Source organism: Ferrimonas marina (assembly GCF_900129905.1).
Taxonomy (GTDB): Bacteria; Pseudomonadota; Gammaproteobacteria; order Enterobacterales; family Shewanellaceae; genus Ferrimonas; species Ferrimonas marina.
In genome coordinates, this window is sequence record NZ_FQXG01000008.1 from 145,886 (window position 1) to 171,237 (window position 25,352).

At 63.3% G+C, this 25,352-nt stretch carries 24 protein-coding genes; 15 read left to right on the top strand and 9 right to left on the bottom strand.

Annotation, left to right across the window (positions count from 1 at the left end; all coding sequences use genetic code 11):
* Window positions 1–36 precede the first annotated feature (36 nt).
* The gene (locus BUC04_RS18825; protein WP_067660006.1) at window positions 37–651 is read left to right on the top strand and encodes an MBL fold metallo-hydrolase; all 615 of its coding nucleotides are present in this window, start codon (window positions 37–39) and stop codon (window positions 649–651) included.
* 18 nt (window positions 652–669) lie between these two features.
* Window positions 670–1,821: an iron-containing alcohol dehydrogenase gene (locus tag BUC04_RS18830; RefSeq protein WP_067660003.1), complete on the top strand. Its 1,152-nt coding sequence runs from the start codon at window positions 670–672 to the stop codon at window positions 1,819–1,821.
* A gap of 73 nt (window positions 1,822–1,894) precedes the next feature.
* Here BUC04_RS18830 and dkgB read toward each other — a convergent pair whose 3' ends face one another.
* Complete coding sequence (gene dkgB, locus BUC04_RS18835; RefSeq protein ID WP_067660000.1) at window positions 1,895–2,701, bottom strand: 2,5-didehydrogluconate reductase DkgB; 807 nt, start codon at window positions 2,699–2,701, stop codon at window positions 1,895–1,897.
* 213 nt (window positions 2,702–2,914) lie between these two features.
* On the opposite strand from dkgB, the gene BUC04_RS18840 reads away from it, so the two are divergent.
* Both BUC04_RS18840 and BUC04_RS18845 read left to right on the top strand, forming a co-directional pair.
* A complete protein-coding gene (locus BUC04_RS18840) occupies window positions 2,915–3,706 on the top strand; it encodes an esterase/lipase family protein (protein ID WP_067659997.1) in 792 nt (263 codons plus the stop codon).
* A gap of 202 nt (window positions 3,707–3,908) precedes the next feature.
* On the top strand, window positions 3,909–4,394 hold the full coding sequence (locus tag BUC04_RS18845; RefSeq protein WP_143165795.1) for a hypothetical protein: 486 nt from the start codon (window positions 3,909–3,911) through the stop codon (window positions 4,392–4,394).
* Window positions 4,395–4,427: 33 nt separating this feature from the next.
* Here BUC04_RS18845 and BUC04_RS18850 read toward each other — a convergent pair whose 3' ends face one another.
* Window positions 4,428–4,772 carry a hypothetical protein gene (locus BUC04_RS18850; protein ID WP_067659992.1) on the bottom strand — a complete coding sequence of 115 codons (345 nt, stop codon included), beginning with the start codon at window positions 4,770–4,772 and terminating at the stop codon, window positions 4,428–4,430.
* Window positions 4,773–4,893: 121 nt separating this feature from the next.
* Between BUC04_RS18850 and BUC04_RS18855 the strand changes: the two genes are divergently transcribed.
* The 3 genes from BUC04_RS18855 to BUC04_RS18865 all read left to right on the top strand — a co-directional run bounded on the left by BUC04_RS18855 (window position 4,894) and on the right by BUC04_RS18865 (window position 7,442).
* A complete protein-coding gene (locus BUC04_RS18855) occupies window positions 4,894–6,258 on the top strand; it encodes a DEAD/DEAH box helicase (protein WP_067659990.1) in 1,365 nt (454 codons plus the stop codon).
* Between the two features lie 175 nt (window positions 6,259–6,433).
* Window positions 6,434–6,862, top strand: a complete 429-nt coding sequence (locus BUC04_RS18860; RefSeq protein ID WP_067659986.1) for a hypothetical protein — start codon at window positions 6,434–6,436, stop codon at window positions 6,860–6,862.
* A 112-nt stretch (window positions 6,863–6,974) separates the two neighbouring features.
* Complete coding sequence (locus BUC04_RS18865) at window positions 6,975–7,442, top strand: hypothetical protein (protein WP_067659983.1); 468 nt, start codon at window positions 6,975–6,977, stop codon at window positions 7,440–7,442.
* Window positions 7,443–7,446: 4 nt separating this feature from the next.
* Here the strand turns inward: BUC04_RS18865 and BUC04_RS18870 are convergent, their stop codons facing one another.
* The gene (locus BUC04_RS18870; protein WP_067659980.1) at window positions 7,447–8,037 is read right to left on the bottom strand and encodes a pentapeptide repeat-containing protein; all 591 of its coding nucleotides are present in this window, start codon (window positions 8,035–8,037) and stop codon (window positions 7,447–7,449) included.
* A gap of 181 nt (window positions 8,038–8,218) precedes the next feature.
* Between BUC04_RS18870 and BUC04_RS18875 the strand changes: the two genes are divergently transcribed.
* Window positions 8,219–8,836 (top strand): flavodoxin family protein, encoded by a 618-nt coding sequence (locus BUC04_RS18875; RefSeq protein ID WP_073326074.1) that lies wholly within the window; start codon window positions 8,219–8,221, stop codon window positions 8,834–8,836.
* Window positions 8,837–8,879: 43 nt separating this feature from the next.
* Here BUC04_RS18875 and BUC04_RS18880 read toward each other — a convergent pair whose 3' ends face one another.
* From BUC04_RS18880 to yegD, 4 genes are all read right to left on the bottom strand, one after another.
* Window positions 8,880–9,344, bottom strand: a complete 465-nt coding sequence (locus BUC04_RS18880) for a CreA family protein (protein ID WP_067659974.1) — start codon at window positions 9,342–9,344, stop codon at window positions 8,880–8,882.
* 76 nt (window positions 9,345–9,420) lie between these two features.
* Window positions 9,421–10,479 carry a DUF1501 domain-containing protein gene (locus BUC04_RS18885; protein ID WP_067659970.1) on the bottom strand — a complete coding sequence of 353 codons (1,059 nt, stop codon included), beginning with the start codon at window positions 10,477–10,479 and terminating at the stop codon, window positions 9,421–9,423.
* A 2-nt stretch (window positions 10,480–10,481) separates the two neighbouring features.
* Window positions 10,482–11,753, bottom strand: coding sequence for a DUF1800 domain-containing protein (locus BUC04_RS18890; protein ID WP_067659968.1), 1,272 nt, complete (start codon window positions 11,751–11,753; stop codon window positions 10,482–10,484).
* Window positions 11,754–11,848: 95 nt separating this feature from the next.
* Window positions 11,849–13,207: a molecular chaperone gene (yegD, locus tag BUC04_RS18895; protein WP_067659965.1), complete on the bottom strand. Its 1,359-nt coding sequence runs from the start codon at window positions 13,205–13,207 to the stop codon at window positions 11,849–11,851.
* Window positions 13,208–13,413: 206 nt separating this feature from the next.
* On the opposite strand from yegD, the gene BUC04_RS18900 reads away from it, so the two are divergent.
* The 7 genes from BUC04_RS18900 to BUC04_RS18930 all read left to right on the top strand — a co-directional run bounded on the left by BUC04_RS18900 (window position 13,414) and on the right by BUC04_RS18930 (window position 23,569).
* On the top strand, window positions 13,414–15,063 hold the full coding sequence (locus BUC04_RS18900; protein ID WP_067659959.1) for an NAD(P)H-dependent oxidoreductase subunit E: 1,650 nt from the start codon (window positions 13,414–13,416) through the stop codon (window positions 15,061–15,063).
* Window positions 15,060–17,795 (top strand): formate dehydrogenase subunit alpha, encoded by a 2,736-nt coding sequence (gene fdhF / locus BUC04_RS18905; protein ID WP_067659955.1) that lies wholly within the window; start codon window positions 15,060–15,062, stop codon window positions 17,793–17,795. Before BUC04_RS18900 ends, fdhF begins: the two co-directional genes overlap by 4 nt.
* Before the next feature lie 102 nt (window positions 17,796–17,897).
* Entirely contained in the window at window positions 17,898–19,793 is a 1,896-nt protein-coding gene (locus BUC04_RS18910) for an alkyl sulfatase dimerization domain-containing protein (RefSeq protein WP_159437706.1), read from the top strand.
* A 100-nt stretch (window positions 19,794–19,893) separates the two neighbouring features.
* The gene (locus tag BUC04_RS18915) at window positions 19,894–20,886 is read left to right on the top strand and encodes a S1/P1 nuclease (protein WP_082766669.1); all 993 of its coding nucleotides are present in this window, start codon (window positions 19,894–19,896) and stop codon (window positions 20,884–20,886) included.
* 77 nt (window positions 20,887–20,963) lie between these two features.
* Window positions 20,964–22,388 carry an MBL fold metallo-hydrolase RNA specificity domain-containing protein gene (locus BUC04_RS18920; RefSeq protein ID WP_067659947.1) on the top strand — a complete coding sequence of 475 codons (1,425 nt, stop codon included), beginning with the start codon at window positions 20,964–20,966 and terminating at the stop codon, window positions 22,386–22,388.
* A gap of 69 nt (window positions 22,389–22,457) precedes the next feature.
* On the top strand, window positions 22,458–23,105 hold the full coding sequence (locus BUC04_RS18925; RefSeq protein WP_067659945.1) for an MBL fold metallo-hydrolase: 648 nt from the start codon (window positions 22,458–22,460) through the stop codon (window positions 23,103–23,105).
* Window positions 23,106–23,110: 5 nt separating this feature from the next.
* Window positions 23,111–23,569, top strand: a complete 459-nt coding sequence (locus BUC04_RS18930; RefSeq protein ID WP_067659944.1) for a hypothetical protein — start codon at window positions 23,111–23,113, stop codon at window positions 23,567–23,569.
* A gap of 61 nt (window positions 23,570–23,630) precedes the next feature.
* Here BUC04_RS18930 and BUC04_RS18935 read toward each other — a convergent pair whose 3' ends face one another.
* Window positions 23,631–23,969: a hypothetical protein gene (locus BUC04_RS18935; RefSeq protein ID WP_067659942.1), complete on the bottom strand. Its 339-nt coding sequence runs from the start codon at window positions 23,967–23,969 to the stop codon at window positions 23,631–23,633.
* Window positions 23,970–24,338: 369 nt separating this feature from the next.
* Window positions 24,339–25,283 carry a LysR substrate-binding domain-containing protein gene (locus BUC04_RS18940; protein ID WP_067659940.1) on the bottom strand — a complete coding sequence of 315 codons (945 nt, stop codon included), beginning with the start codon at window positions 25,281–25,283 and terminating at the stop codon, window positions 24,339–24,341.
* Window positions 25,284–25,352 lie beyond the last annotated feature (69 nt).

Here is a 25,352-nt window from a genome sequence, read left to right on the forward strand (position 1 = left end):
AGTACGGCGGCCCTGTAATTGGTTGATGAGGTGCCTATGTCCCGATGGTTCGCCCTGCTGATGCTGCTGCCTGGCAGCGCCCTGTGTGCCACCCTCGATGTGCTCCACTTCGGTTACGCTGATCCTCAGCAGGGCCGGGTCGGCAGCACCATCTCGCTGATCCGCGCCGGCGATCAGATCATCGTGGCGGATCCCGGCATGAGCCGGGAGGAAGCCTGGTTCCAGGTGCTGGATGACATGATGGGACTGGGTGTGACCCCGGAGCAGGTCACCCAGGTGTTCATCAGCCACCACCATCCGGATCACCTCACCCGGGTGGGCGTTTTCCCCAATGCCGAGCTGGTGGACTATCAGGCCATCTACCACCACGATGGCCTGCGTCCCCACGAGGACAACTATCAGTTGGCGCCGGGAGTGACCCTGGTCCGCACGCCGGGGCACACCGCTGAGGATGCCAGCTTGCTGGTGGAAACCGAGCAGGGGGTGTTCCTGCTGACCCATATGTGGTGGAGCGAGCAGGGGCCGGAGATCGACCCGCTGGCAGAAGATCAGGCCCAGCTGGAGCAGTCCCGCCAGGCACTGATAGACCGGGTGGACTGGATCGTTCCCGGTCACGGTGCCCCCTATCCTAATCCCGCCAAATCCCGCTAGTCAGCAGGGCAAGGAGTCGTGATGAAATTCAGTTTCGACAACGCCACCGAGATCCACTTTGGCCAGGGCCAAATCGCCCAGATTGCCGAGGCGATCCCTCCCGGGGCAAAGGTACTGCTGACCTACGGCGGCGGATCCATTAAACAGAACGGCGTCTATGACCAGGTGGTAGCGGCCCTGAGCCAGCACCAGTGGGGCGAGTTCTCCGGCATCGAGGCCAACCCCCAGTACGACACCCTGATGGCCGCGGTCGCGATGATCCGGCAGGAGGGGTACGACTACCTGCTGGCGGTGGGGGGCGGCTCGGTGGTGGATGGCACCAAGTTCCTCTCGGTGGCAGCGCCATTCCAGGGCGAAGACCCCTGGGCGATCCTGGCCGAGGGGATCAGCTCTCAAGGGGCGTTGCCCTTAGGCTGTGTGCTAACCCTGCCGGCCACAGGTTCCGAGAGCAACATCGCCGCGGTAGTCTCCCGCGGTGGCAGCAAGCTGTTCTTCTACGACCGTCGGGTACGGCCCAAGTTTGCGGTGCTCGATCCCAGCGTCACCCTGAGCCTGTCGCCCCGCCAGGTGGCCAACGGCGTGGTGGATGCCTATGTCCACGTCATGGAGCAGTACCTTACTTACCCGGTGCACGCCAAGGTGCAGGACCGCTTTGCCGAGGGCCTGCTGTTGACCCTGATGGAGGAGGGCCCCAAGGCGCTGGAGCAACCGGATGACCTGACGGTGCGAAGTAACCTGATGTGGGCAGCGACCATGGCGCTCAACGGCCTGATAGGCGCCGGGGTGCCGCAGGACTGGACTACCCATATGATTGGCCATGAGCTAACCGCACTCTATGGCGTTGACCACGCCCGCTCCCTCAGCATCATGCTGCCGGCGGTGATGTGGGAGCGACGGGAGGCCAAGCGGGCCAAGCTGTTGCAGTATGCCCGGCGGGTGCATGGCATCACCGATGGCGCCGAGGATGCCCGGGTACAGGGGGCGATCGAGGCCACCGTGGCGTTCTTCCGTCACATGGGCGTGCCCACCAGTCTGTCGGAGGCGGAGATCGGCCCGGAGGCGGTGGAGCAGGTTCTGGCCAATCTTAAGGCCCATGGCCGCGAGGCGATGGGGGAGCACGGCGACATCGGCCTGCAGCAGTGCCGGGCCATCCTCGAGTCCGCGCTGTAAGGCAGCCAGACCAAGTCTTGAGAAACGACAACGGGCCACCCTTGGCAGGGTGGCCCGTTGTGTTGTTGCCGGCTTAATCCCAGTTGGGGGCAAAGTCCGGGTTGGCGATGCGCTGGTTGCGGTCCAGCGTGGCGATCTGCGCCATCTCATCCTCGCTCAGGGTCAACTGCAACGAGGCGAGGTTGGCCTCCAGGTTGGCGCGCTTGGTGGAGGAGGGGATGGTGGGCAGGCCGCGCTGGCGGATCCAGGCCAGTGCCACCGCCGCCGGGTTGCTCTGATGGCGCTCGGCGATCTGTTGCAGCACCGGCTCCTTGAATACGTCGCCCACCGCCAGCGGCATGTAGCCGGTGACCGTTACCTGGTGCTGGTGACAGAACTCCACCACAGCGTTGTTCTGCAGGAAGGGATGAACCTCCACCTGGTTGGTCAGCAGCGCGCCCTCACCGAGGATGGCGATTGCTTGCTCCATCTGGGCAACGGTGAAGTTGGATACGCCGATGTGGCGAGTCAGACCCAGGGTCTGCGCCTGCTTGAGGCAGGTCAGGTAGTCCGCCATGGGGACGCTGTCGTCGGTCAGTGGCCAGTGGATCAGCAGCAGATCGACGTACGGGGTTTGCAGCTTCTCCAGGCTCTCTTTGACGCTGTCCAGGAACTTGGCCGGGCTGAGGCGATCCATCCACACCTTGGTGGTAACGAACAGCTCGTCACGTGCCACGCCGCTGTCACGCAGGGCGTCGCCGACCTCCTGTTCATTGCCGTAGATCTGGGCGGTGTCGATGTGGCGGTAGCCTGCCTCCAGGGCCATCGCAACCGATTGATAGGCGGTGTCGCCCTCCAGTCGGAAGGTGCCTGCGCCCAGTGCCGGTAGCGCTCCGTTCATAGATGCTGTCTCCTTGTTGTGCTTGCCCGCATTATTTTCGAGCGGGCTAATAGGGTACAGCAAACTCAGGACAAAAGGCTTTTGTCATATTGGCAATAATCGGTCTGGGTTTTGAGGCGCGAAGCACAAAGACGCGACAGCGGAGTGCACTCGGCGGGCACAGCATGGCACAGACCACTTGCGATGGCAGTGGGGGCTGCTTATGGTGTGGCCATGATGTACAGGATCCCCGGCCGACTGGCCAAGCTTCGAACCCCCTTGCTGTTGGCCTGGGCAGCCTTGGTGCTGTTGGGGTGTAGCAGTGCCAAATCCAGCTCGGTAGTGCCGCAGCGGCAGTTGGATGAGACCGTGGTGGTGATCCATGGTCTGGGCCGCAGTGGTTACTCCATGCGCCGACTGACTGAGCAGTTTGAACAGGCCGGCTACCATACCCACGTGGTAGACTACGACTCCTTGGGGGAGGATCTGGACCAGGTGGTGGAGCAGGTTGAACAGCAACTGACCGGCTGCTGCAGCGACACCCAGCAGGTGCACTTTGTTGGCCACTCTCTCGGCGGTTTGCTTACCCGCATCTATTTCACCCAGCCGCAAAGCGCCGCGCTGGCCGAACGACTTGGCCGAGTGGTGATGATCGGTACCCCCAACCATGGCAGCGCCCTGGTGGACCGGTTTGAGCAGCACTGGTGGATGAAGTGGATGGGGGGCACCACCCTGGCACTGGCCACCGATGGGGTAAGCCAGCAGTTGCCACTGCCTCCCTTTGAAGCCGGGATCATCGCCGGTGACGATCGCCCCGCCGTGGCAGGCTGGATCAGCGACCCGGTACTGGGAGAAGCCAATGATGGCCTGGTGGCGGTCAGCTCAACCCAGCTGGCCAATATGGCGGATTTCATCCTGCTGGACATCAACCACTGGGCGATGCGCTACGACCGGGAGGTCGGCCGCCAGGCTATCCACTTCCTTCAGCATGGCCAATTTGATCACCCCCAGGCCGAACCGCAGTAATCCAGGGCAGACGCACTGCGTTTGCCCCGGCCTTTGAAGCGATCCTCTATCCCCACATCCCTCTCCAGGTAGGACAGCAGCGAGCGATCGTTTGTTCAGCCTGGGATCAGCCCCGCTGCGCTAGCCTTTCTCCCACGTTATCAATACACAACACCTAATTTCGCGCAGGTGACGCGCTGCTGGCAGAAAGGGAGTGGAGCTGTTGGATTTTTTGCAACTGAGTGAACAATGGAACCGTGAGGATCGGCAGGTGGGCTTCTGGGTGGTCGGCCTGGGGCTGGCGGTACTGATGCTGCTGAGCTGGCGCTTGCAGGCACCGTTGCACCCGGTTAGCGAAGGGGCGGCAATGGTACTGCTGCCCGCGATCCTGGTGAGCTCAGCCCTGGTCGGCCTGAGACTGTGGCAGCAGCCCCGTCGTCTGGCCTCGCTCCATCGGCGCTACCGTCAACAGCCGGAGATGGCGCTCTCAACCCATCGCTATGCGTCAGACCGCGCCTTGCGCCGACTGAGTCGGGCCAAGTGGAGCTGGCTGGCAGTATCTGTGCTCGGGGTGTTGGTCTGGTGGCTGGCAGAGAGTGCAGAGCAGATGGGCTTTGCCGTGGGCCTTATCCTGGTGGCGGCATTTGGTCTGTTGCTGGTGAGCCTGCGCGAGTCACGCCTGGCGGATTACCTCGCCAGCCTGCGCTGAGCTGAACCGATCCGAGCCTAGCCTAGCTAAGCGCTACTGCACGCTGCAGTCTGCAGGGTGCTCCATCGCTTCCAACAGGTTACCCTGGTCGTCCACCACCGCCACCTCCAGCACGTAATGCTCTGGGATGAACCGCAGCAGCGCGGAAGGCTTGCCGGTGAGCCGCAGGGTCTGCCACTGCAGCGCCTCGCTGTAGCGGATCTCCGGCATCGCGATGCGCCCCTCCATCACCAGGGCATATCGGCTGATGTGCTTGTCGCCCTGGGAATCGACGCTGATCTCGAACTGATGCGGCCCCCCATGGCAGGCATAGCGATACCCGGGTTCAAATATCAGGGCGTCTGCAGGGGGAAACATCAATAGCAACCACCACACCATCCACACTCCTTTTGGCAGGCATAAGCTTGAGTGTAGCCGCCGCTGAGATCGGCGCTGATCCCGGCCTGTGCTAGACTGCCTGCCGCTCTAACCCAACTGTTTGCCATCCAAGGAACCCCGCTTGCCACACACTGAGTTTCACGCCTTGCCCTTAATGCCTGAGCTTCAAACGCAGCTCTCTGCCCTGGGGTTCACCGAAATGACCGCGGTGCAGCGCCACGTATTGCCGCAACTGCTGGCCGGACAGAACCTTGTGGTGCAGGCACCTACCGGCGCGGGTAAAACCCTGGCGTTTGGCCTGACCCTGTTGCAGTCGATCTCCCGCTCGCAGCGACAGGTGCAGGGGCTGGTGGTCTGTCCTACCCGGGAGCTGGCAGAGCAGGTCACTGCTCGGCTGCAGGCTCTGGCCAAGGGGATGGCCAACACCCGGGTGCTTTGCCTGGCCGGTGGCACTCCTCTAGCGCCTCAGCAAGTCGCATTGCAGCAGGGCGTTCACCTGGTGGTGGGCACACCAGGGCGGTTGGCGGATCTGCTGGCGCGGGGGGATCTCTCCCTGGCCGAGCTTGAGCTGATGGTGTTGGATGAGGCGGATCAGTTGATGATCCCCAGCTTGCAGCAGAGCATGGCCGCCATCGCATCGGCCATTCCCAAAGGCGCACAGCGGCTGCTGTTCAGTGCCACCTTTCCCGCCGCCCAGCGCGATGATTTTGCCCAGTGGGCCCAAGGGGCCGAGCAGGTGCTTATTCAGCCGGAGCAGGAACGGGTGGCCCAGTTCCAGTTGGTGCTGTCAGACGAACGAAAGCGGGAGCAGGCATTGCTGGCCTGGTTGAGCCAGGCGCAACCGAGTCGAGCATTGCTGTTTAACTCGACCCGGGCGCAAGCAAGGGAGCTGGCCAAGATGCTGGTGAGAGCTGGCCATTCGGCGCTGGCACTGCACGCGGATCTGGACCAGGGCCAGCGGGAGCGGGTGCTGCTGCGCTTTGCCAATGGCAGTGCACGGTTACTGGTGGCCACTGACGTGGCCGCCCGGGGGCTGGACCTGCCTGAGCTGCCCTGGGTCTGCAATGTTCAGCTGCCGGACAGTGCCGAAACCTACCTGCACCGCATCGGCCGGGCCGGTCGCCAGGGGGATGAGGGCCAGGCAGTCAGCTTGCTGAATGAGGTGGAGCAGGCCCGTTTAGTCCAGTGGCAAGGGGGCCTGCTCACCCCCTATGCACTGAACACCGGTACAGCGGAAAACACGCCGCTGAAGGCAGAGATGCTGACGCTGGAGCTGGCGGCGGGTAAAAAGCAGCGGCTGCGTCCCGGGGATCTGCTGGGGGCGCTGACCCAGGCCCTGGCGGCAGAGGCGGTGGGGGAGATCCGGATCCGTAGCCAGGTCAGCTTCGTGGCGGTGAAGCGGACCCAGGCGCAGCGGGCATTGCAACAGTTGCAGCAACATCCCATCAAGGGACAGCAGATCCCGGTACGCTTGCTGCTGGCCTGAGACAGCGAATTGGCGTATTCATTCAGTACTGGAATGGGTTGTGTGATCCCGATCGGTGCTCACTTTTGCGAAAGGTGATCAAGGTCTGAAGTTGCTTCGAAGCGGTTTTTTATAATGCACCGCAGACAAATTCCGACAAACCCTCTGCGACACTCAACCACAAGAACTTAAAATCATGTCTGAAGCCAGTCTCGCCTCGATCTTTCATCCCAGCGGCAACCCCTCACTGCTGGCCATCCGGGAACTGCTGCCCGTGATCCCCGCCGCCGTCGCTGTGATTGACATGGAGTCTGGCCAGGTTTTGGCGGTCTCTCCCTCCGCCATGGCGATGTTTGGTGTCGACACCGAAGGGCTGTATTACATCCAGGATTTTTACTGTGATCCGACGATCTGGCCCCAGCGGCTGCATCAGCTGCGCTCGCAGTCCGGCCTCATTGCCGCTTCCTCCCAGGTGCGAGATATCCACGGCAATGAGTTTCCCTCCTTTGGCCGAATGCAGCGGGCCGTAATGGCGGGCCGCGAAGTGGCGGTGGTGTCGATGGAGAAGGGCTTTCATTACCGTGAGCGCTGCTGCGAAACGTCGGTCGCTTGCTATCAGATCTGATCCAACACGCTTTTTCTTGGGCTGGTTTGGGGGTTGCCGGTGCTAGCTATTAGGGTTAGTGGGCGACGTCGACGACGTTGCGGCGTTCTCAGCCAGCACAAGGAGTGCCCCCATGGCGTCCAAGGAAAAGCATTACGGCTTCAACACCCCTCAACGTTTGTTCGTCGGCTACACCCTGGCGGTGCTGGTCGACCTGACCGTCCTCAACCTGTTTGAGGAGTTCTGGTCCTACGTCACCATCGAATCCTTCAGCATCTCACTGGCGGCCGCCATCTTGCTGCAGGTGCTGCTCAAGCTCTCCATCGGCCTGGAGCACCGCCTAGCCGAGTACTTCAAAAGCAAACCCGGCACGGCGCCTAAGATCTACCGCGGCCTGTCCAGCTATCTCATCCTGGTGGGCTCCAAGATCGTGATGCTGGAGGCGGTGAACCTGCTGTTTGGCGACAAGGTCAGCTTTTCCGGCCCGCTCAACGGCGTGGTGGCGTTTTTCACCGTGATTTTCGCCATCCTGATTGCCGAAGTGGTGGTGGGTAAGATCTATTTTGCCCTTGAAGACAAACCAGAGCCGGCCCAGGCCTGACGGCTCAGTCGAGCAGCTCGATATCCAGGTCCTCCAGCAGGCCCAGGGCATCGAAGCGGGTAAAGCGGGCACCGCTTAGGGTGTTGTCATAAAGGTTGATGCGGTAGTTCTGGGCCTCGGCAAAGTTGGCCAGGGTCAGGTTGCTCTGGTGAAAGATACTGCCGCTGAAATCACTGTGTTGAAAATCCGCCTCGACGAAGTGACCCTGCTGAAAATCCACGTTGTGGGCCTTGCACTCCACCATCTGCAGGCCATTGAGCTTGAGGCCGGCAAAGCTGGATTCACTGAGCAGGCATTGATCGAAACGGATGGGGGCAAAGGGCACCAGGCGTGGCCAGTTGACCCGGGTCCAGTCCAGACCCAGCATGCGGCAGTGTTCAAACGCCACCTCACGAAACTGACTGAAACCCAGCTGCGCCAGGTTCAGGTTGCAGCGCAGAAACTGGCAGTCGATAAAGACGCAGCGATGCCACTGAATCTCGCTGAAGTCGCAGTCGATGAACTGGCACTGGTCAAAGGTGATCCCCTGCCACGCCTGGCCTGAGGCCTGGACCTGGCGAAAGGTTTGATCGTCGTAGCGTTGCTTGTCTTCCATTGGTGGCTCGGTTGAGGGTCTCGGCGAAAGGCTAAGACCGAATCGGTCGGGGGGCAAGCCCTTGGCACCGGACATTTCCCTGTCGGTTTTGATCTGGCATAAGCTTGCCGCCAACTTTTCCCTCTTGCTCTGAGCCCGTGCATACACTGCCCAGAGAAGCCACTGTCGGGGAGGGTTTATCGTGTCTCAAGTCTTGATCATCAACGGGGCCTACCGACCGGAAGGGGTGATCGCCCAGGCCCTTGCCCAGCTGGGTACCACCTTGGTGGAGGCGGGCGTTAAGGTGGAGTGGGTGGAGCTCAATGGCTACCCCATAGAGTTTTGCCACAACTGTCGTCAATGCATGCAGCACCCTGGCCGCTCTCCGGGTCACTGCATCCTGTCCGATGGCATGAGCGATCTGGTGGCGCAGATGGAGCGGGCTGATGCCATCGTGTTGGCCTCGCCCACCAACTTTGGTTCGGTGACGGCGCTGTTCAAGCGCTTTATGGAGCGACTGGCGGTGTACGGCTACTGGCCCTGGTCAGCGCCGGGGCCGCAACTGCGCAAGCTCGGCCTGGTGCCCAAGCCGGCGGTGCTGCTCGATGCTTGTGCCGCGCCGGGCTGGATAGGACGCTGGCTCTATCGCAGTCAGCCGCAGTTGGCTTATGCGGCCAAGGTGGTGGGGGCCAAACCGGTGGCCCGGGCAACCCTGGGGGGAATGGCTGGTCAGCCACAGCCGACGCTGACCGCTTCGGCCAAGAAGCAGGTGGCTAGGGCGGCTCAGCGGTTGCTGCAAACCCTGGAACCTGCCACTTAAACCCACAATTTCAGCTCGTCACATGCGTTGACGGCTTAGCAGGCTAATCAGTGCTGGTGGGCTGGGCCTGGTACGCCTCGGTGCCCCACAGTGCTACGGTGCTCAGCGAGTGCTTGTGGCTGCCCTCGGTCTCCTTGGTGGAGTAGGAGAGGTAGAGCAGGGTCTGGTTGCTCTCATCAAAGATGCGCCGAACCTTGAGGGACTTGAACAGGATGCTCTTACTCTGACGGAATACCAGCTCGCCGCTTTTGCTTTTGTCGATCTTGGCGATGTCCTCGGCGTAGATCTGACCGGTCTGGCGACAGGCGATGGAGGAGTTGGAGGGATCCGCCAGGGACAGGTTGGCCTCCACCGAGGCGATGTGACAGGTCACCCCGGGTACCAGGGGATCGGGGAAATCACGGATCACCACGTCCTTCAGGGTAAACCAGCCCAGTCCCACCTGGCCGGTGTTGTCACCGCAGCCACTCAGTAGCAGCGGCAGCAGCAAGAGATAGTGTAAACGCATGAACACTCCAATCCTTCCAAAACTGCCGCCCAGTGTGGCGTTGCCAACGCAGTGAGACAAGCCCCAACAGCAAGCGCTAAATCAAAGCCGGCAGCGACTGGCCAAAATGTCGGCTGAGCTGTCGCTGAAGCAGCGGGTGCAGCGGCTGGGTGGGCTGAAGGTCTCGCCCCTGGTAGCGCTGGGACGGGGCCAGTCCAGGCCAGTCACCACTTAAGCTTGGCAATCCGCCTGCACCGGACAGCTGCAGGGCCAGCCCGCCGGTGCCGTGATCCGTGCCCCGGGTGCCATTTTCCGCCACGGTGCGACCAAACTCGGAACCTATCCATATTTGGCTGTGTTGCCAGCGCGGACCCAGCCCGGTCACCAAGGCCGCTACCACCTCATCTAGCTGCTTCAGCGCCCGATTTAGTTGCCCATGCTGGTTGGCGTGGCTGTCCCAGCCGGACAGCTCCAGTGCCGCCAATACTGGCCCCTGCTCCTGGGCCATCGCTTCGGCCAAAGAGCGGGCCTGGGCGGACATCTTGCCCGGCTGTTGCTCCGGCAGGGCTTGGGCTTGCTGCAGCAGACCAGAGAGACGAGGCTCGTCCCTGTACCACTCCCGCAGCAGCGCCAGGCGCTGCTCAGTGGGGCTGGCGAGACGGTTGTGGATTTGATGGGCCACAGGGTGAGGCCCTTGCGCCAGCAGGGGCTTGCGCGGCCCCACCGCTTCGGCTGGCGCATCCAGTGCCTGGGCCAGGGTGTTGAGCCAACCGTGGCGGGCGTGAACCGTGCCGCTTTCCAGCACCGCCTGACCATCAAAATGGGAGCGCTGACGGTAGTCGGTGGCTACAGCAAGATGGGCACAGGCCTGTCGTGCGGCAAAGCGCTCGGCGGCGAACTGCAGCGCCGGATGCAACACAAAGCCCCTCTCCAATGGCACCGGCTTAGCCTGCTTGAGCTGCTTACTCAGACCAGGGCGTGCCTTGAGGTACTCGGGATCGGCCAGTGGCGCGACCACCGCCAGCCCATCCCAGCCGCCGCGCAGGGTGATCCAGATAAAGCGCTCTGGCCTGGCGGAGGTAGCCCAGGTCTTGATGGGGAGGGCGGTCAGCGCCAGGGCGGCACCACTGCATTGCAAAAAGTGTCGGCGATCCATGGTTAGACCTCCAGAAGCTGGGGATGCATCAGCAGCAGGTAGCGCCGATCCATGTCGCTGCGGGCAGCCTCAGGCCACTGGGGACGCAGCCCCAGGGTCTGGGCCAGGGTGTTGGCTGGCACCTTGTGGCGCTTGGCCAGCCACTGGGCAGCTTCGGCGCGGGTGGCGAGGCCCGAGGGGGTGCGCCAGGCCTGGGCATCGTCGGGCCAGCCCGCCGGCGAGCCCGGTCGATAGGTGGGCTGCACCAGTTGGCGGGCCAGGCGCTCTACCTGGTTGGGCTGGGTGCTGCCCACCGCGCGACCAATCCCATACAGATAGAGGCTGGGGGCGCGCCATTTGTGCGCCCCGGGTTGCCAGCTCAACGGGTGCTTAATCAGGGCGGTGACCATGGCGTCGAGGCGGGTGTCGTGGTCCAGGTAGGCCTTGGCCAGGGTTTGCACCAGCGCCGGGTCGGGTTGATCGGCGATAAAGTGGCAGGCCAGCTTTTGTGCCAGGAAGTGGGCGGTGGCGGGGTGGCGCGCCAGATCCGCCAGGGCGCGTTTGGCCTGAGTCTCGCCCTCGTCGCGATAACGACGGCCCAGCAGTTGCTGGCTGCCCGGTTGATGGGTCTGGCGCCGGTACTGGTAGCGGGGAGCCTGGTCCTTTTGCTGCACGCTCCAGCCGGTCAGCATGGCTGCCAGGGCCTCCACGTCGGTTTGCTGATAGGGCCCGTCTACCCCCAGGGTATGCAGCTCCAGGATCTCCCGGGCCAGGTTCTCGTTCAGGCCCTTGTTGCGCTTTTTGCCGGCGCGGGAATCGGGGCCGATGGATTGGGCGTTGTCCAGGTAGAGCAGCATCGCCGGGTGCTGGGAGACCGCAATAAGCATGTCGCTGAAGCGGCCATTGAGGTGGGGGCGGATCGCCTGCTGTTCCAACAGGCCGGCCAGACCGCGGACGTTACCCTTGTCCAGCGACACGGCAAAGTGGTTGCTCCAAAACTGGCTGAGCCGCTCCATCAGCGGGCGTTCGCTGAGCAGGGCCTGCTGATGACGAAACTGGATCTGCCGTTGGGTCTCTTGGCGCAGTGCTTTGTTGCGGGCCTCTTTCTCGGCCTTGTCTTTGCGATCGAAGGGCGTGGCGTAGATCGCCTGCCAGGGGGCGCTGTCCAGGGTCGGCACTGGGCCTGGCAGCTGGGCCAGCAGCCAGGGCTGAGGGCCGGTACGGGTGATGGCGGCCAGCTCTCCGGGCCTGGGTCCCAGGGCAAAGCGGTAGCTGGCGATCAGGATGTCGGACATCGGGGCCTCGGGCTAAGGACGATATCCCCAAGTTAATCCGATGAATCAGCGAGGTAAAGGCGCAGCCTGCTGGCGTTAGCCAAGGCCCTGGAGTGTCACTGGAAGATGCGGTCGGCCCAGAGTGCCAGGCCGGTGGTGACGCTACCGAAGTTATCGCCATCCACCATCGGCAGGCCGTAGCGGGCTTCCAATCGCTCCCGGATAAAGGGCGAGTTGGCGCTGCCCCCGGTGAGGAACAGCACGTCTGCCGGGCTGCCCGCCTGGGCCAGGGTATCGTCGATCAGCTGGGTGATGCGGGTCATCAGCCCCTCCGAGGCCTCAACAAACTGCGCCTGGGTGATCTGGGCTGACAGCGCCGGCTCCAGGTAATCCAGTGCCACGCTATGGTTGCTGGCCTGACTCAGGGCGATCTTGGCCTGTTCCGCCACCGCGCTTTGCTGGAAGGTCATCTGCTCGGCCTGCAGGGTTTGCAGACGGGACAGCGTCTTCAGCTCGGGTTGACGGCGCAGCGCCTGCAGCTGATTGCGGGTGTCGTGGCTGTAGAAGCGGGTTTGGGCCGACAGGTCGTTGATGCTGGCGGCATCCAGGAACGGCTTCAACGGGATGACCCGGCCCTTGTCGTCCTTCAGTCCCCGACCTAAAAGCGGCATCAGGGTGTGGTAGTTGAGCATCACATCAAAGTCGTTGCCGCCGGTGCGCTCGCCGCTATAGCCCAGGATCTGCTTTTCCAGATCCCCTTGCAGTTGTGGCCCCATCTCCAGCATGGAGACGTCGGTGGTGCCGCCGCCGATATCCACCACCAACACCCGCTGCGGCTTGTCCAGCTGTTGCTGATAGGTCAATCCGGCTGCCATCGGCTCGTAGAACAGCTCCATCTGCTCGATGCCCACCAGCTTGGCCGCCCGTTCGATGATCGCCACCGCCTGCTGATTGCTGCGCTCGGCATGATGACCCTGGAAGTTGATGGGCCGACCGATCACCACCTTTTTGAGATCCCCCTGACCACTTTGCCGGGCCTGCTCCAGCAGGTGCCAGAGCATCGCCGCGGTGATGTCTTCAAACACCTGCTGCTGACGCGGGCCCAGGCCATTGCCACCGAGAAAGGACTTGTGGCTGCGGATGTAGTAGCAGTCCGCCGGATCCTCCAGGTACTTGTCCCGGGCCCATTGGCCAAAGGCCAGATCCTCGTCATAGCCATCGAGCTTGGCCTCCCGCAGGGCGTGCAGGCTGGCGGTTAAGCCCGGCCCCCGGGCTTGCTCCAGTGGACGCTCTAAGCCGTGGGGCTTGAGCTGGCGGTGCAGCCAGCCGGCGATCACCTCGGCCTGGGGCGCGTAGAGGGTTGAGGCCATAAAGCGGCCATGCTGGGGCAGCTCAACCAGCGACGGAGTGCCATTGTCTACCACGCCGATGGCGCAGTTGGAGGTGCCCAGGTCCAGGCCGGCTTTGTGGTGCATGACGATACCTCTGTCGATGGAAAAGGGTCGGCGAGGATACCTGCACCTGCGAACAGGAACAAGGGCTCTGCGCTAGGGGGGCGGCTTCACCGCGGACTGGCTTCGCCGGGCAGGGCGGTTTGGCTGCTCGGTCCAGTGGGGCTTAGCTCAACAGGGGAGCAAAAAGTGTGTAAAACAAAGAGAGGCTGCCAACAGGAGGGCACCGAATGCCAATGCCACCCAAACCGCCACGCCCGACCGGCGTCGAACCGCGTGCCCTGACCCAGATCCAACAGTGGTTTCCCGAGCCTCCGGCCAAGGACCAGCTGCTGGAGTGCCTGCACCGCCTGCAGGATGAGGTGGGCTACCTGGCGGAAAACCATCTATTGGCGTTGGCGCAGTGGATGAAGCTGGCGCCGGTGGAGGTGTTCGAGGTGGCAAGCTTTTACCATCACTTTGATTTGGTGGCCGAGGGGGATACCCCACCGCCGGCACTGACCGTGCGCGTGTGCCAGTCCCTCAGCTGTCAGTTGCAGGGGGCGACGGAGTTGACCGAGGCGCTAAGCCGGCGGCTGGGCGATCGCATTCGGGTGCAAAAGGTGCCCTGCGTGGGGCGCTGTCCCGATGCTCCGGTGGCGGTGGTGGCCACACATCCGGTGGCCCCGGCTACCCCTCAGCGGGTGCAGGCGGCGATAGACCAGGGCCTGACCACGGATCCTATGCCAGCGCAGGCGCAAAGCCTGGCGCAGTACAAGGCTGAGGGCGGCTACCAGGCCTTGAGCCAGTGTTACCAGGATCCGGACAGTGCCGAGGCGCTGGTAGCCCAGCTGGAGGATGCCGGACTGCGCGGCCTGGGGGGCGCCGGCTTCCCGGTTGGGCGCAAATGGCGGGCGGTACGGGCAGAGCCGGCGCCGCGCTTGATGGCGGTCAACGTGGACGAGGGCGAGCCGGGCACCTTTAAGGACCGGTTCTACCTGGAGCGCAGTCCGCACCAGTTTCTCGAAGGGATGTGGCTGGCGGCCCATGCCGTTGGGGTGGAGAAGATCTACGTCTATGTACGGGACGAATACCCCGCCTGTCGTGCGCTGTTGGCCGAGGCATTGGCGCAGGCGCAGCGGCTATTCCCGCAGGCGCCAGCGGTGGAGCTGCGTCGCGGCGCCGGTGCCTACATCTGCGGCGAGGAGTCCGCCATGCTGGAGTCGATGGAGGGCAAGCGCGGGCTACCGCGGCAAAAGCCGCCACTGGTGGCCCAGGTGGGGCTGTTTGGCCGACCCACCTTGGTGCACAACCTGGAGTCGCTTTATTGGGTGCCTGAGGTGCTGCGCCGTGGCCCTGACTGGTTTACCCGGCAGGGGCGTCATGGCCGCTCCGGGGTGCGCTCCTACTCCATCAGCGGACGGGTGCGCCAGCCCGGGGTCTACCTGGCCCCGGCGGGGATCACCCTGCGAGAGCTGATCGCCGAGTATTGTGGCGGCATGGCCGAGGGCGAAACCCTTTACGGCTTTTTTCCCGGTGGCGCCTCCGGCGGCATCCTCGCGGCAGAGCACCAGGACCTGCCGCTGGATTTTGACACCCTGCAGCCCCACGGCTGCTTTATCGGCTCCGCCGCCATCATCGTCTTCTCCCAGCGGGACCGGGCCCGGGATCTCGCCCTCAATGCCACCGAGTTCTTTGCCGCCGAGTCCTGCGGCCAATGCACCCCCTGTCGCGTCGGCTGCGGCCAGCTGGCGCAGCAGATGACACTACAGCGCTGGCCGGCGGAGTCGATCCAGGTTCTGGCCGAGGTGATGCAGGATGCCTCCATCTGCGGCCTGGGCCAAGCAGCCCCAAACCCAGCCCTGTCGGTGCTGAAACGCTTCAGTCAGGAGGTCGAATGAGCAAGCTGGAACTGACCCTGGATGGCAACAAGCTCACCGCCGAGACCGGTGAGACCCTGCTGAGCGTTGCCCGCCGGGCAGGGGCGACGGTGCCGACCCTGTGCCATCGGGATGGCCATGCCCCCCAGGGCAACTGCCGAGCCTGCATGGTGGAGGTGGAGGGCGAGCGCACCCTGGCGCCAGCCTGCTGTCGGGAGGTTAAGCCTGGGATGGTGGTGTACACCCAGTCCCGTCGGGCCAGGCAGGCCCAGCAGGGGGTGCTGTCGATGCTGCTGAGCGATACCCCGGATGGTGCAGCCCAGGCAGAGTCGGAGCTGCGCCACTGGGCCGAGCGGATGCAGGTGCAGATACAAGCGCCAATGGGGCAGGGCAGTGATGCGACTCGATTGGGCCAGGACGCTAGCCACCCGGCCTTTGCCCTCAATTGGGATGCCTGTATCCAGTGCAACCGCTGTGTTCAGGCCTGTCGGGATGAGCAGGTCAATGATGTGCTGGGCTGGGCCCATCGCGGCGGGGAAACCCGGCTTATCTTTGATAACGACAGCGAGGCGGGAAGCAGCCGCTGCGTCGCCTGCGGCGAGTGTGTACAGGCCTGCCCAACCTCGGCGCTGGCGCTGGTCACTCCTGAGCCGGCAACTGCCTTGACCGAGGAGCGCACGGTGGACTCCCTCTGCCCCTTCTGTGGGGTCGGTTGTGCGGTTCGCTACCGGGTGCGCGACGACAGGATCATCGCGGTGGAGGGGGCCGATGGCCCGGCCAATCGGGGCCGGTTGTGCGTTAAGGGCCGCTTTGGCTTCGATTACGTGCATCACCCGCAGCGACTGACCCAGCCGCTGATCCGCCGTGCCGATGCCCCCAAGGACCCCAGCCTCAGTGGCGACTGGCGTGAGCAGTTTCGACCCGCCAGCTGGGAGGAGGCGCTGGCTTTGGCCAGCGGTGGTCTGAAGACGATCCTCGAGCAGCAGGGGCCGCAGGCGCTGGCGGGGTTGGGCTCGGCCAAGGGCAGTAACGAGGAGGCCTACCTGTTCCAGAAGCTGGTGCGCACCGGCTTTGGCAGCAACAACGTCGATCACTGCACCCGTTTGTGTCACGCCAGCTCGGTGGCGGCGCTGATGGAAGCGGTGGGCTCGGCGGCGGTGTCCAACCCGGTGGCCGACGTGGCCTACAGTGACGTCATCCTGCTGATGGGCGCCAACCCCGAGGCCAACCACCCGGTGGCGGCCAGCTGGATGAAGAACGCCGTGAAGGCCGGCACCGAACTGTTGCTGCTTGACCCCCAGGCCCTGCCGCTGGCCCGCCATGCCCGCCATCACCTGCAGTTTGTGCCAGGCAGCGACATCCTGTTGCTCAACGCCATGATTCATGTGCTGTTCGAGCAGGACCTGGTCAACTGGTCCTTTGTCGAGGCCCGGCTGAAGCGAGAAGAGGTCGAGGCGCTGCGCCAGGCAGTGCAAGCCTATGCCCCGGAGGCGGTGGCCGAGCAATGCGGGGTGACGGCGGCACAGATCCGCCAGGTGACCCACGTCTACGCCAGCGCCAACCGGGCAATGATGTTCTGGGCCATGGGGGTCACCCAACACACCCACGGTACCGACAATGTGCGCTGTCTCATCGCTTTGTGTCTGCTCACCGGCCAGATCGGCCGGCCCGGTACCGGGTTGCATCCACTGCGTGGCCAGAACAACGTCCAGGGCGCCTCCGATGCGGGGCTGATCCCCCACTGTCTGCCGGATTACCAGAAGGTGGCCGAGCCTGAGGTCCGGGCCCGGTTTGCCCAGGCCTGGGGCGCGCCAGTGCCCGATTCGCCGGGACTGACCACGGTGGAGATGATGCAGGCGGCGCACCAGGGCAGCCTGCAGGGGATGTACATTGTCGGCGAGAACCCGGCGATGTCCGATCCAGACCTGACCCACACCCGGGCCGGGCTGGCGAGGCTGTCGCATCTGGTGGTGCAGGATCTGTTTCTGACCGAAACCGCGGCCCTGGCGGACGTGGTGTTGCCCGCCGCGGCCTTTGCTGAGAAGGGCGGCAGCTTCACCAATACCGACCGGCGGGTGCAGCTGGGACGGCCGGTGATCCCGGCGCCGGGTGAGGCCAAACAGGACTGGTGGCTGATCCAGCAGATGGCCCAGGGGCTGGGACTGGCCTGGGATTACCAGGGGCCGGAGCAGATATACCGCGAGATGCAGGCACTGATGCCCAGCCTGGCGGGGATCCCATACGAGCGGCTGCAAGCAGAGAGCAGTGTGGTTTACCCCGCTGACGACCCGGCCCAGCCCGGCCAGTCGGTGCTGTTTGCCAAGGGTTTTGCTCGGCCCGGTGGCCGGGCGAGGCTGGTGCCCGCCACCCCACCACAGCAGCAAGAGAATGCGGATAAGGATTACCCCTTTACCCTGATCACCGGCCGCCTGCTGGAGCACTGGCATACCGGCACCATGACCCGGCGCAGCCAGGTGCTGTCGGCGCTGGCCCCCCAGGCGCAGATCCTGGTGCACCCTGAGACCCTGACCAGGCTGGGCTTGCACGCCGGACAATCGGCTCGGTTGCGCTCCCGTCGAGGTTCCGTGGTGGCCCAGCTGCTCAGTTCGTCCCAGGTGCGCCCCGACGACCTGTTCCTGCCCTTCAGTTTCCGCGAGGCGGCGGCCAACCTGCTGACCCGGGATGCGCTGGACCCGGTGGCCAAGATCGCCGCACTCAAGCTCTGTGCGGTGGCGCTGGAGCCGGTGGCGTGACTCTGTTAACCCTCGCTTAACAGAGTCGCTACCGAGGCTAAAGGATCCTGATGGGCTGACTGGTTACTCTGTGACCACTTTGGACACATGAGGATCACCACTATGGCATCGACGTTGCGGGCTATGAGCCTGACCACCTGTTTGGGACTGGGCACCACATTGGCAGCTCCTATCAGCCTGGCGGTCCCTTTGAACGACAGGGTCAAGCCCGCCAGCGAGGCCACCGTGGCCCAGCATCAGCACTCTCGGGCGCAGCTGCCGTTCGATGACCAGGAGGATTTCGCCCTGGCCCACCATGGCTTTATCGCCAGTGAGGAGCGCCGGGCGATACTGGACGCCCAGGGTAATGTGGTCTGGGTGTTGGGTCAGATGGAGTACCTGGACCAGGGCCTGGATCGGGTCCATCCCCGCTTGCAGCGGCAGAGCCTGCTGATGTCCCAGCATGGGCTCTATCAGCTGACCGACGGTGTCTACCAGGTGCGGGGCTACGATCGCACCCACATCACCTTTATCGAAGGTGACCAGGGCTGGGTGGTGATCGATGCGCTGGGTACGGCGGAAACCGCCGAGGCCGCCTGGCAGCTGCTCACTAGCCAGCTGGGGGAGAGACCGATCCAGGCGTTGATTCTGACCGAAGCCGACAACGACCGCAGCGGCGGCGCGGAAGGGCTCCTTGCCGCCGCCAACACCGACCCTTCGCAGGTCACGGTGCTGGCGCCCCGTGACTTTCAGCAGGGGCAATCACTGCACACCGAACAGAACACGGTGGGCCCAATTCACCGTGATGCCAGCGATCGTATCCTGGCGCCCAAAGCCGCCAGCGGTGAACGCAACATTGTGCATCCCAACCTTGAGCTTGAGCAGGACAGCACTCACATGGTGCTGGATGGGGTCGACCTGGTCCTTACCCACCTGCCCGGCGAGCCGGAAGGCTTGAGCCTCTATTTGCCACAACAGCGCCTGTTGTGGTTACCCAGCTACTACCAAAGCGGCAGCCAAAACCTGCGTGCCCCCCTGGCCTGGAGCCAGATGATGCATCGCTGGCTGCTGACGGTGGGCGATGAGGTGGAGATCCTCTGCGGCAGTGATGGCTGGCCGCAATGGCAGAACGAGCGGGTGACTCGCTGGCTGGCCAAGGAGCGGGATTACTACGGCTACCTGTCACAGCAGGCACTGCGCCTGAGCCAACAGGGCCAGGATCTTTCCGCGCTGTCGGTGCCCGAGGCGCTGGAGTCACCCTGGCTCAACCGTGGGCGGTTGGGGGCGGAGGTGATCGCCAAGGCGGCGCTGGCTCATCAGCCCGGTCTGCAGGTTGTGGCTCCCATCCCGAGCGAACCCCGGATGGCGAGCCGCTATGTGGAGGTGATGGGCGGTAAAGCCGAGGTGCTTACTCTGGCTCATGAGGCGCAACGACAGGGCGAATACGGCTGGTGTGCTGAGCTGGCTGGACACCTGGTGCAAGCCTTTCCCCGTTCGGAGTCTGCTCGCTATCAATTGGCGGACTGTCTGGAGCAGCTGGCCTATCAGAGTGACTCTGTGGTGGTGCGGCAGGCCAACCTGACCCAGGTAGAGCAGTTACGCTACGACACCGGCCTCAGCATCATCCACAGCACCGATGACTTGGCCGGGTGGTCGAGCAGTCAGCTGTTGCACCGGCTGGCGCTGCAGCTGGATGGCGCCGAAGCGGCTCGTGCGGGTCTGGCTTTCGAACTGGACCTGGTGGTGCCGGATAAAGCGGAGCGGTTCCGGCTGACGCTGCGCCACGGTCACCTGGCCAGTCTGTCCATTGAGCCCGGCACCGAGCCGGCGATTAGCACAGACCTGAAATTGGTGATCCACCATGAAGAGCTGGTGGCCCTGGTCAGTGAACAGGTGAGCCTGGCTCAACTGCTGGAGAGCGAACGTGTACTACTGCAAGGGCAGGGGGAGGCCCTGCTGGCGATGGAGGCACACATGGGGCTGGAGACAGTACGCCGCGGTGCCCTTGTTAAGATGTGATCGAGGCGGTGAATTTGCGTTAAAGCGGTCAGCCAGGGGGTTTTTCTGACCGCGGCTTCCGCTAGACTGCGCGCCAACGTCTGACTGTCGAGTACCCCCCATGAGATCAATTTTGGTCATGCTGTCCAGCCTGGTGCTGGCTGGCCAAGCCGCCGCGTTCAATTTCGATGCCCACGTGATTGGCGCTGAGCACAGCTTCCGGATGATGCCGGAGTCCCTGCAGCAACAGTACGAGCAGGAGGCCGAGGCCCTGCTGGAACTGATTGAGGAGACCGAACTGCTGGATCAGGAGCAGATGCTCTTTATGACCCGCTACGAGTTTGCCTCCCGCTTTGCCCAGCTGAGCATCCTGCCGGACCTGGTGCGTCGCACCGAGCTGCCGGAGACCTACCGCATCCTGGGGCTGACCATGCCCGACAGCGTTGCCGCCCTGCCGGAGAAGGCAGGCAGCATGGGCCACTACATCAACATCGGCTACCAGTCTGGTGACGATGGCTACCTGCCGGGTCAACCGGGCAGTGAAGTGGCGGTAAAGGTACCTAACGTCACCACCGTGTTGCCGGCGTTCAAAACCGCTTTGCCTGAGGTCAGCGGGGTGGAGCGTGCCTTGGTTAATGCCTACCTGACTCACTTGGTGTTCGATGCCACCCAGCCGATGCACAGCATCGCCCGGGTGACTGAGGAATACCCCATGGGCGATTTGGGTGGTAACGCCACCTGCTTCCAACCGGATCCCATCCAGGGTGGCTGCGCCCGCAACCTGCACTCCCTGTTTGATGGCCTGGCGGGCTGGACCGAGCGTCTGCGCCTGGGCCTGACCGCGGAGCAGGGCCTGGCGGAGATCGCCGCCAGCGAGATGCCGGCGGAGCTGACCCGACAGTACCTGCCGATCGCGCAGCTGGCCATGGAGTCCAGTCAGTACGCGGAGGCGATCTACGCCCCGGTACTGGAAGGGCCGATCCAGAGCAAGGCGGAGCGTGATGCCTACCGGGAAGCCTGGCAGCCGATCATGATGGGTCGCCTCAACCTGGCCGCCTACCGCCTGGCGGATCTGCACCACCAGTTCAACGATGGCAAGGTCGCCGCAAACTAACCCTTTGTCCTGACCCAGATCATTGCAACGCCCGGTTTCGATGCTCGAGCCGGGCGTTTTCGTGCCACACTGGGGTCATGCTCACCCTGACCAGCTACGGTGCCGCCCGTGAAGTCACCGGCTCGCGCCATCTGCTTGACTACCAAGGCCGCCGGATCCTGCTCGATTGCGGTCTGCACCAGGGTCGGGATCAAGCCAAGCGATTGAAGCGGGACAGCTTTGGCTTCCGCCCCGCGCAGCTCGACGCTGTGGTGCTGTCCCACGCCCACCTGGATCACTCCGGTGCCTTACCCCGACTGATTAAGCGCGGCTTCCGCGGCCCCATCTACTGCACCGGTGCCACCCTCAACCTGCTGGCGGTGATGCTCAAGGACGCTTGCGATCTCTACCTGCGCGAGCTGGAGCGTGACAACAAGGTGCGGCAACGTAAGGGCCAGAGGACCCAGCCCCCGCTGTACGGCATGGAGGAGGTGCTGGCGGTGCTGGAGGCCTGCAAGGTACTGCCCTTTAACCAGTGGCAGGCGCTGCTGCCCGGTGTTGAACTGCGGCTGCTGGACGCCGGCCATATCCTCGGCGCCGCCATGGTGCAGCTGCATTTCGACACCCCTGAGGGGCCCTACCGCTTGCTCTACTCCGGCGATCTGGGTAACAGCGACTCGCCACTGATGCGGGACCCGGCACCGCCGCCGGAGGTCGACTTGGTGCTGATGGAGTCCACCTACGGCAACCGTAACCACCGCAGCTACCAGGATACCCTGACCGAGCTGAGCGAGGTGCTGGCCCAGGCCCAGGGCGGGGTGGTGTTGGTGCCGGCCTTTGCCGTGGGCCGAACCCAGGAGCTGCTGTTTCAGCTGGGGGTGATGTATCACCAGGGGCTGCTGGATGGCTGGCATGTGGTGCTCGACAGCCCCATGGCCATCGAGGTTACCCGCATCTATGACCAGTGGCTGGAGCTGCTGGACCCGGAAGACCTGGCTCAACTCAGTGCCCAGCAAAGCCCCACTCTGGAAGATTTCCTGCCCTGTTTGCACCTGACCCCGGAGACCGAAGCCTCGATGGGGCTGAACCGGGTCAACCTGGGGCTGATCGTGGTGGCCGGGGCGGGGATGTGTAACGGCGGCCGAATCCTGCATCACTTCAAGCACAGGATCTGGAACGACAAGACCCAGATCCTGTTTACCGGCTTTCAGGCCCAGGGCACCCTGGGGCGGCAACTGGTGGAGGGGGCAAAGACCATTCGCCTGTTTGGCAACAGTTACGCGGTGCGCGCTCAGATCCACACCCTGGGGGGCTTCTCCGCTCACGCTGATCAACGCCAGCTATTGCAGTGGCTGGCCTCGGTGCCAGGCCAGCCCCAGGTCAAGCTTGTGCATGGCGAGTGGCAGGCACAGCAGGCACTCCAGAGCTGCATTGAGCAGCAATTAGGCCTGTCGGTGGATATCCCGGAAGCGGAGCAAACCCAGACGTTGGTCGGAACTGTGGCGGGTTGTGCTCACCTGTGAGGATATCCATGTTGTCGCCGGTGGGTTTTTGCTATTCTCGCGCTACATTCTTCAACCATTGATGACGCCATGAAACATCAAATAGTGCCTGTGACCCCCTTTCAGCAGAATTGCTCGCTGGTTTGGTGTGAGCAAAGCGGCAAAGGTGCGGTGATCGATCCCGGCGGTGACGTCGACCGGATCCTGGCGGCAGCCCAGGCCAACGACGTCACCATCGAACAGATCTGGCTGACCCACGGTCACATCGACCACGTGGGCGGTGCGGTCGCCCTGGCGGAGAAGCTGGGTGTCGAGATCATCGGCCCCCATGAGGACGACAATTTCTGGCTCGACTCCCTCGGTAACCAATCCCAGATGTTTGGTTTCCCGATGTTGGCGGCCTTTACCCCGGCCCGTTACCTCAACGAGGGCGATACCCTCAGCGTCGGTAACGAGCAGTTCGAGGTACTGCACACGCCGGGTCACACCCCGGGCCACGTGGTGCTGTTCCATCGCCAGCAAAAGCTGGCCTTTGTCGGTGATGTGCTGTTCCACGGCTCTATCGGCCGAACCGATTTTCCCATGTCCAATCACCAGGACCTGATCCATTCCATTACTCAGAAGCTCTGGCCGCTGGGCAGTGACGTTGAGTTCGTACCGGGCCATGGTCCGGGTGCCACCTTTGGCGACGAACGACGCTCCAATCCCTTTGTCGCGGACCAGGTTTTGCAAGGATAACCATAATGAAGAAACTGATTGCCGGACTGGCGCTGAGCCTGTCCATGCCCCTGGCTGCGCTTGAGATTGGCCAACCCATGCCCTACCTGACCCTGGACGATCAGCACGGTGAGGCCCACGCCATCGCCACTGATCTGAACGTGCTGATCTTCACCCGTGACAAAGCGGGCAGCGACGTGGCCAGCGGCGCCCTGGAAGGGGTAGAGCAGGGTACCCTGGAGCAGTCCGGTATCGTCTACGTGGCAGACACCAGCATCATGCCGGCGCTGATCACCCGCATGTTCGCGCTGCCAAAGATGCGCAAGCAAAGCTTCCTGACCATGATGGACACCCAGGGCTCTGCCACTGCGGCCTTCCCGTTCGAGGATGGCAAGGTGAGCCTGATGCGTTTCGAGCAGGGCAGCCTGCACAGCATTGAGCACATTGATGACGCCGAGGCGCTGAAGGCCGCCTTGGCACTCTGATAGGCCAAGCTGATACAGAAAAGCCGCTCAATGAGCGGCTTTTTTTGTTGCCTTTAGCTCGTTAGAGCAGCGCGCGTCGCCGCAGCTCCTGCTCAATGGCGCTGTGCTCCTTAAGCAGCCTCAGTGCCCGACGTCCTAGCCTCAGTTCACGCAGGTGAAGCGCCTTGTTGGTGCCCAGCAGCCAGAACAGCGATGCTCCCCAGCACAGGGCCAGCCAGTAGAGCTGCATCAGCACCAGCGGCAGGCTCAGCAGCAGCAAAAACACTGCGCGCTCCTGGCGGCGGTTTTTCAGCTGGGCAAAGTCGCGGCGTATGCCCTCTTGCCTAGTGAGCAGTTGCTCGTAGTGGGCAAGCAGGGCGGAGTCGGTGCGAGACTGAGGAGGAATGAACGAGCTGGCCATGGGTCTGTCTGTGTTGAGCCTGATGAAAGAGTAACGAGGCGGCAGTCTATGACCGATTTGTTGCAGAAAAATGACTCTTGGCCAACGTAGAGGTGCGGCAGTATTTAGCGTTGCAACACTGTCACTCATCACCTGGTGTTGCTGCCGGGCAGGTGCAGCTTCGAAAGGGCAAAGTGCGAGGATTTAGTACGGCTTAACTGTCATATTGCTGTCACGATAAGGATGGGTTCAGCCAGGATCCGTATAGTGAATCCCGTAATCACCTAACTTCCTGAGTGTATTACTGCCTGGAAAGTAAAGCTTGTTGCGCCCTACGGATGGGGCGCTTTTTTTTGCCTGTTTGACAGGCCCCCGCCCGCACTTATGCGCTTACTCTTTCGCTTCCACCGTCGCCTGCTCGCCAAAGGTTTGTACCACCAGTTGTTGCAAGGTGCTGCGCAGCCAGGCGACCCCAGGATCCTTGGTCTTGCTCAGGTGCCAGTTCATGTACACCGGCAGCGGATCGAACTCGAACGGCATCGGATAGACCGCCAGGTTGAGTTTGTCCGCCCACTCATCGGCCATCCAGGCGGTGGTCGCGCCCACCAGGTCTGTTTGGGCCACCACAGCCATGATGGAGAGCAGCGAGTCCCCCTCGTAGGCGATATTGCGCGCCAGGATAGGGTGTTTGGCCATGGAGGCCATGTAGAGATTGCTCTGACGACGGCTGCGCAGCGCGGTGTGCTGCTCGGCGTAGAACTGCTCCTCGCTGATGCTGCCCTGGATCCTGGGATGATTACGACGCACCACCAAAACTGGCGATTCATGGAACAACTGCTGGTGGCAGATAGAGCTGTGAGCCGTGGTGATGGTGCTGAGAAAGAGATCCGCCTGGCGATCGCACAGCTGCTGTTCCAGGTGCTCGGGGTCATCGTCAAAGGGCATCAACGACAACCCCACCCCCGGCGCCTCCCGGGCCAGGTAGGCCAATAGCTGGGGAAACACCATCACATCCATGTAGGTGGGGCCGGCAATGGCAAAGTGTCGCTGACTAGTGCTCGGGTCGAAGCGTTCCGCTGGCATCAGCCCCTGCTGGATCATCTGCAGGCCGTCGGCCACCTGTTGGTGCAGGGCCCTGGCCTGCTGGGTGGGCACGATGCCGCGGCCCTGGCGGATGAACAGCGGGTCATCGAAATGCTGCTTGAGGCGGCTCAGGCCCTGGCTGACCGCCGCGGAGGTCATTCCCAGCTGATCGGCGGCCTCACTGACCGAGCCGGTGCGCATCACCGCATCAAAGGTGGTCAGCAGGTTGAGGTCAAAGCGGTGCAGGTCCATGGCATAAGTGCTTTGGGGGTTTGCTTCATCTTAGCTTCCGGTGGCCCATAAAAAAACCGCCCCGAAGGG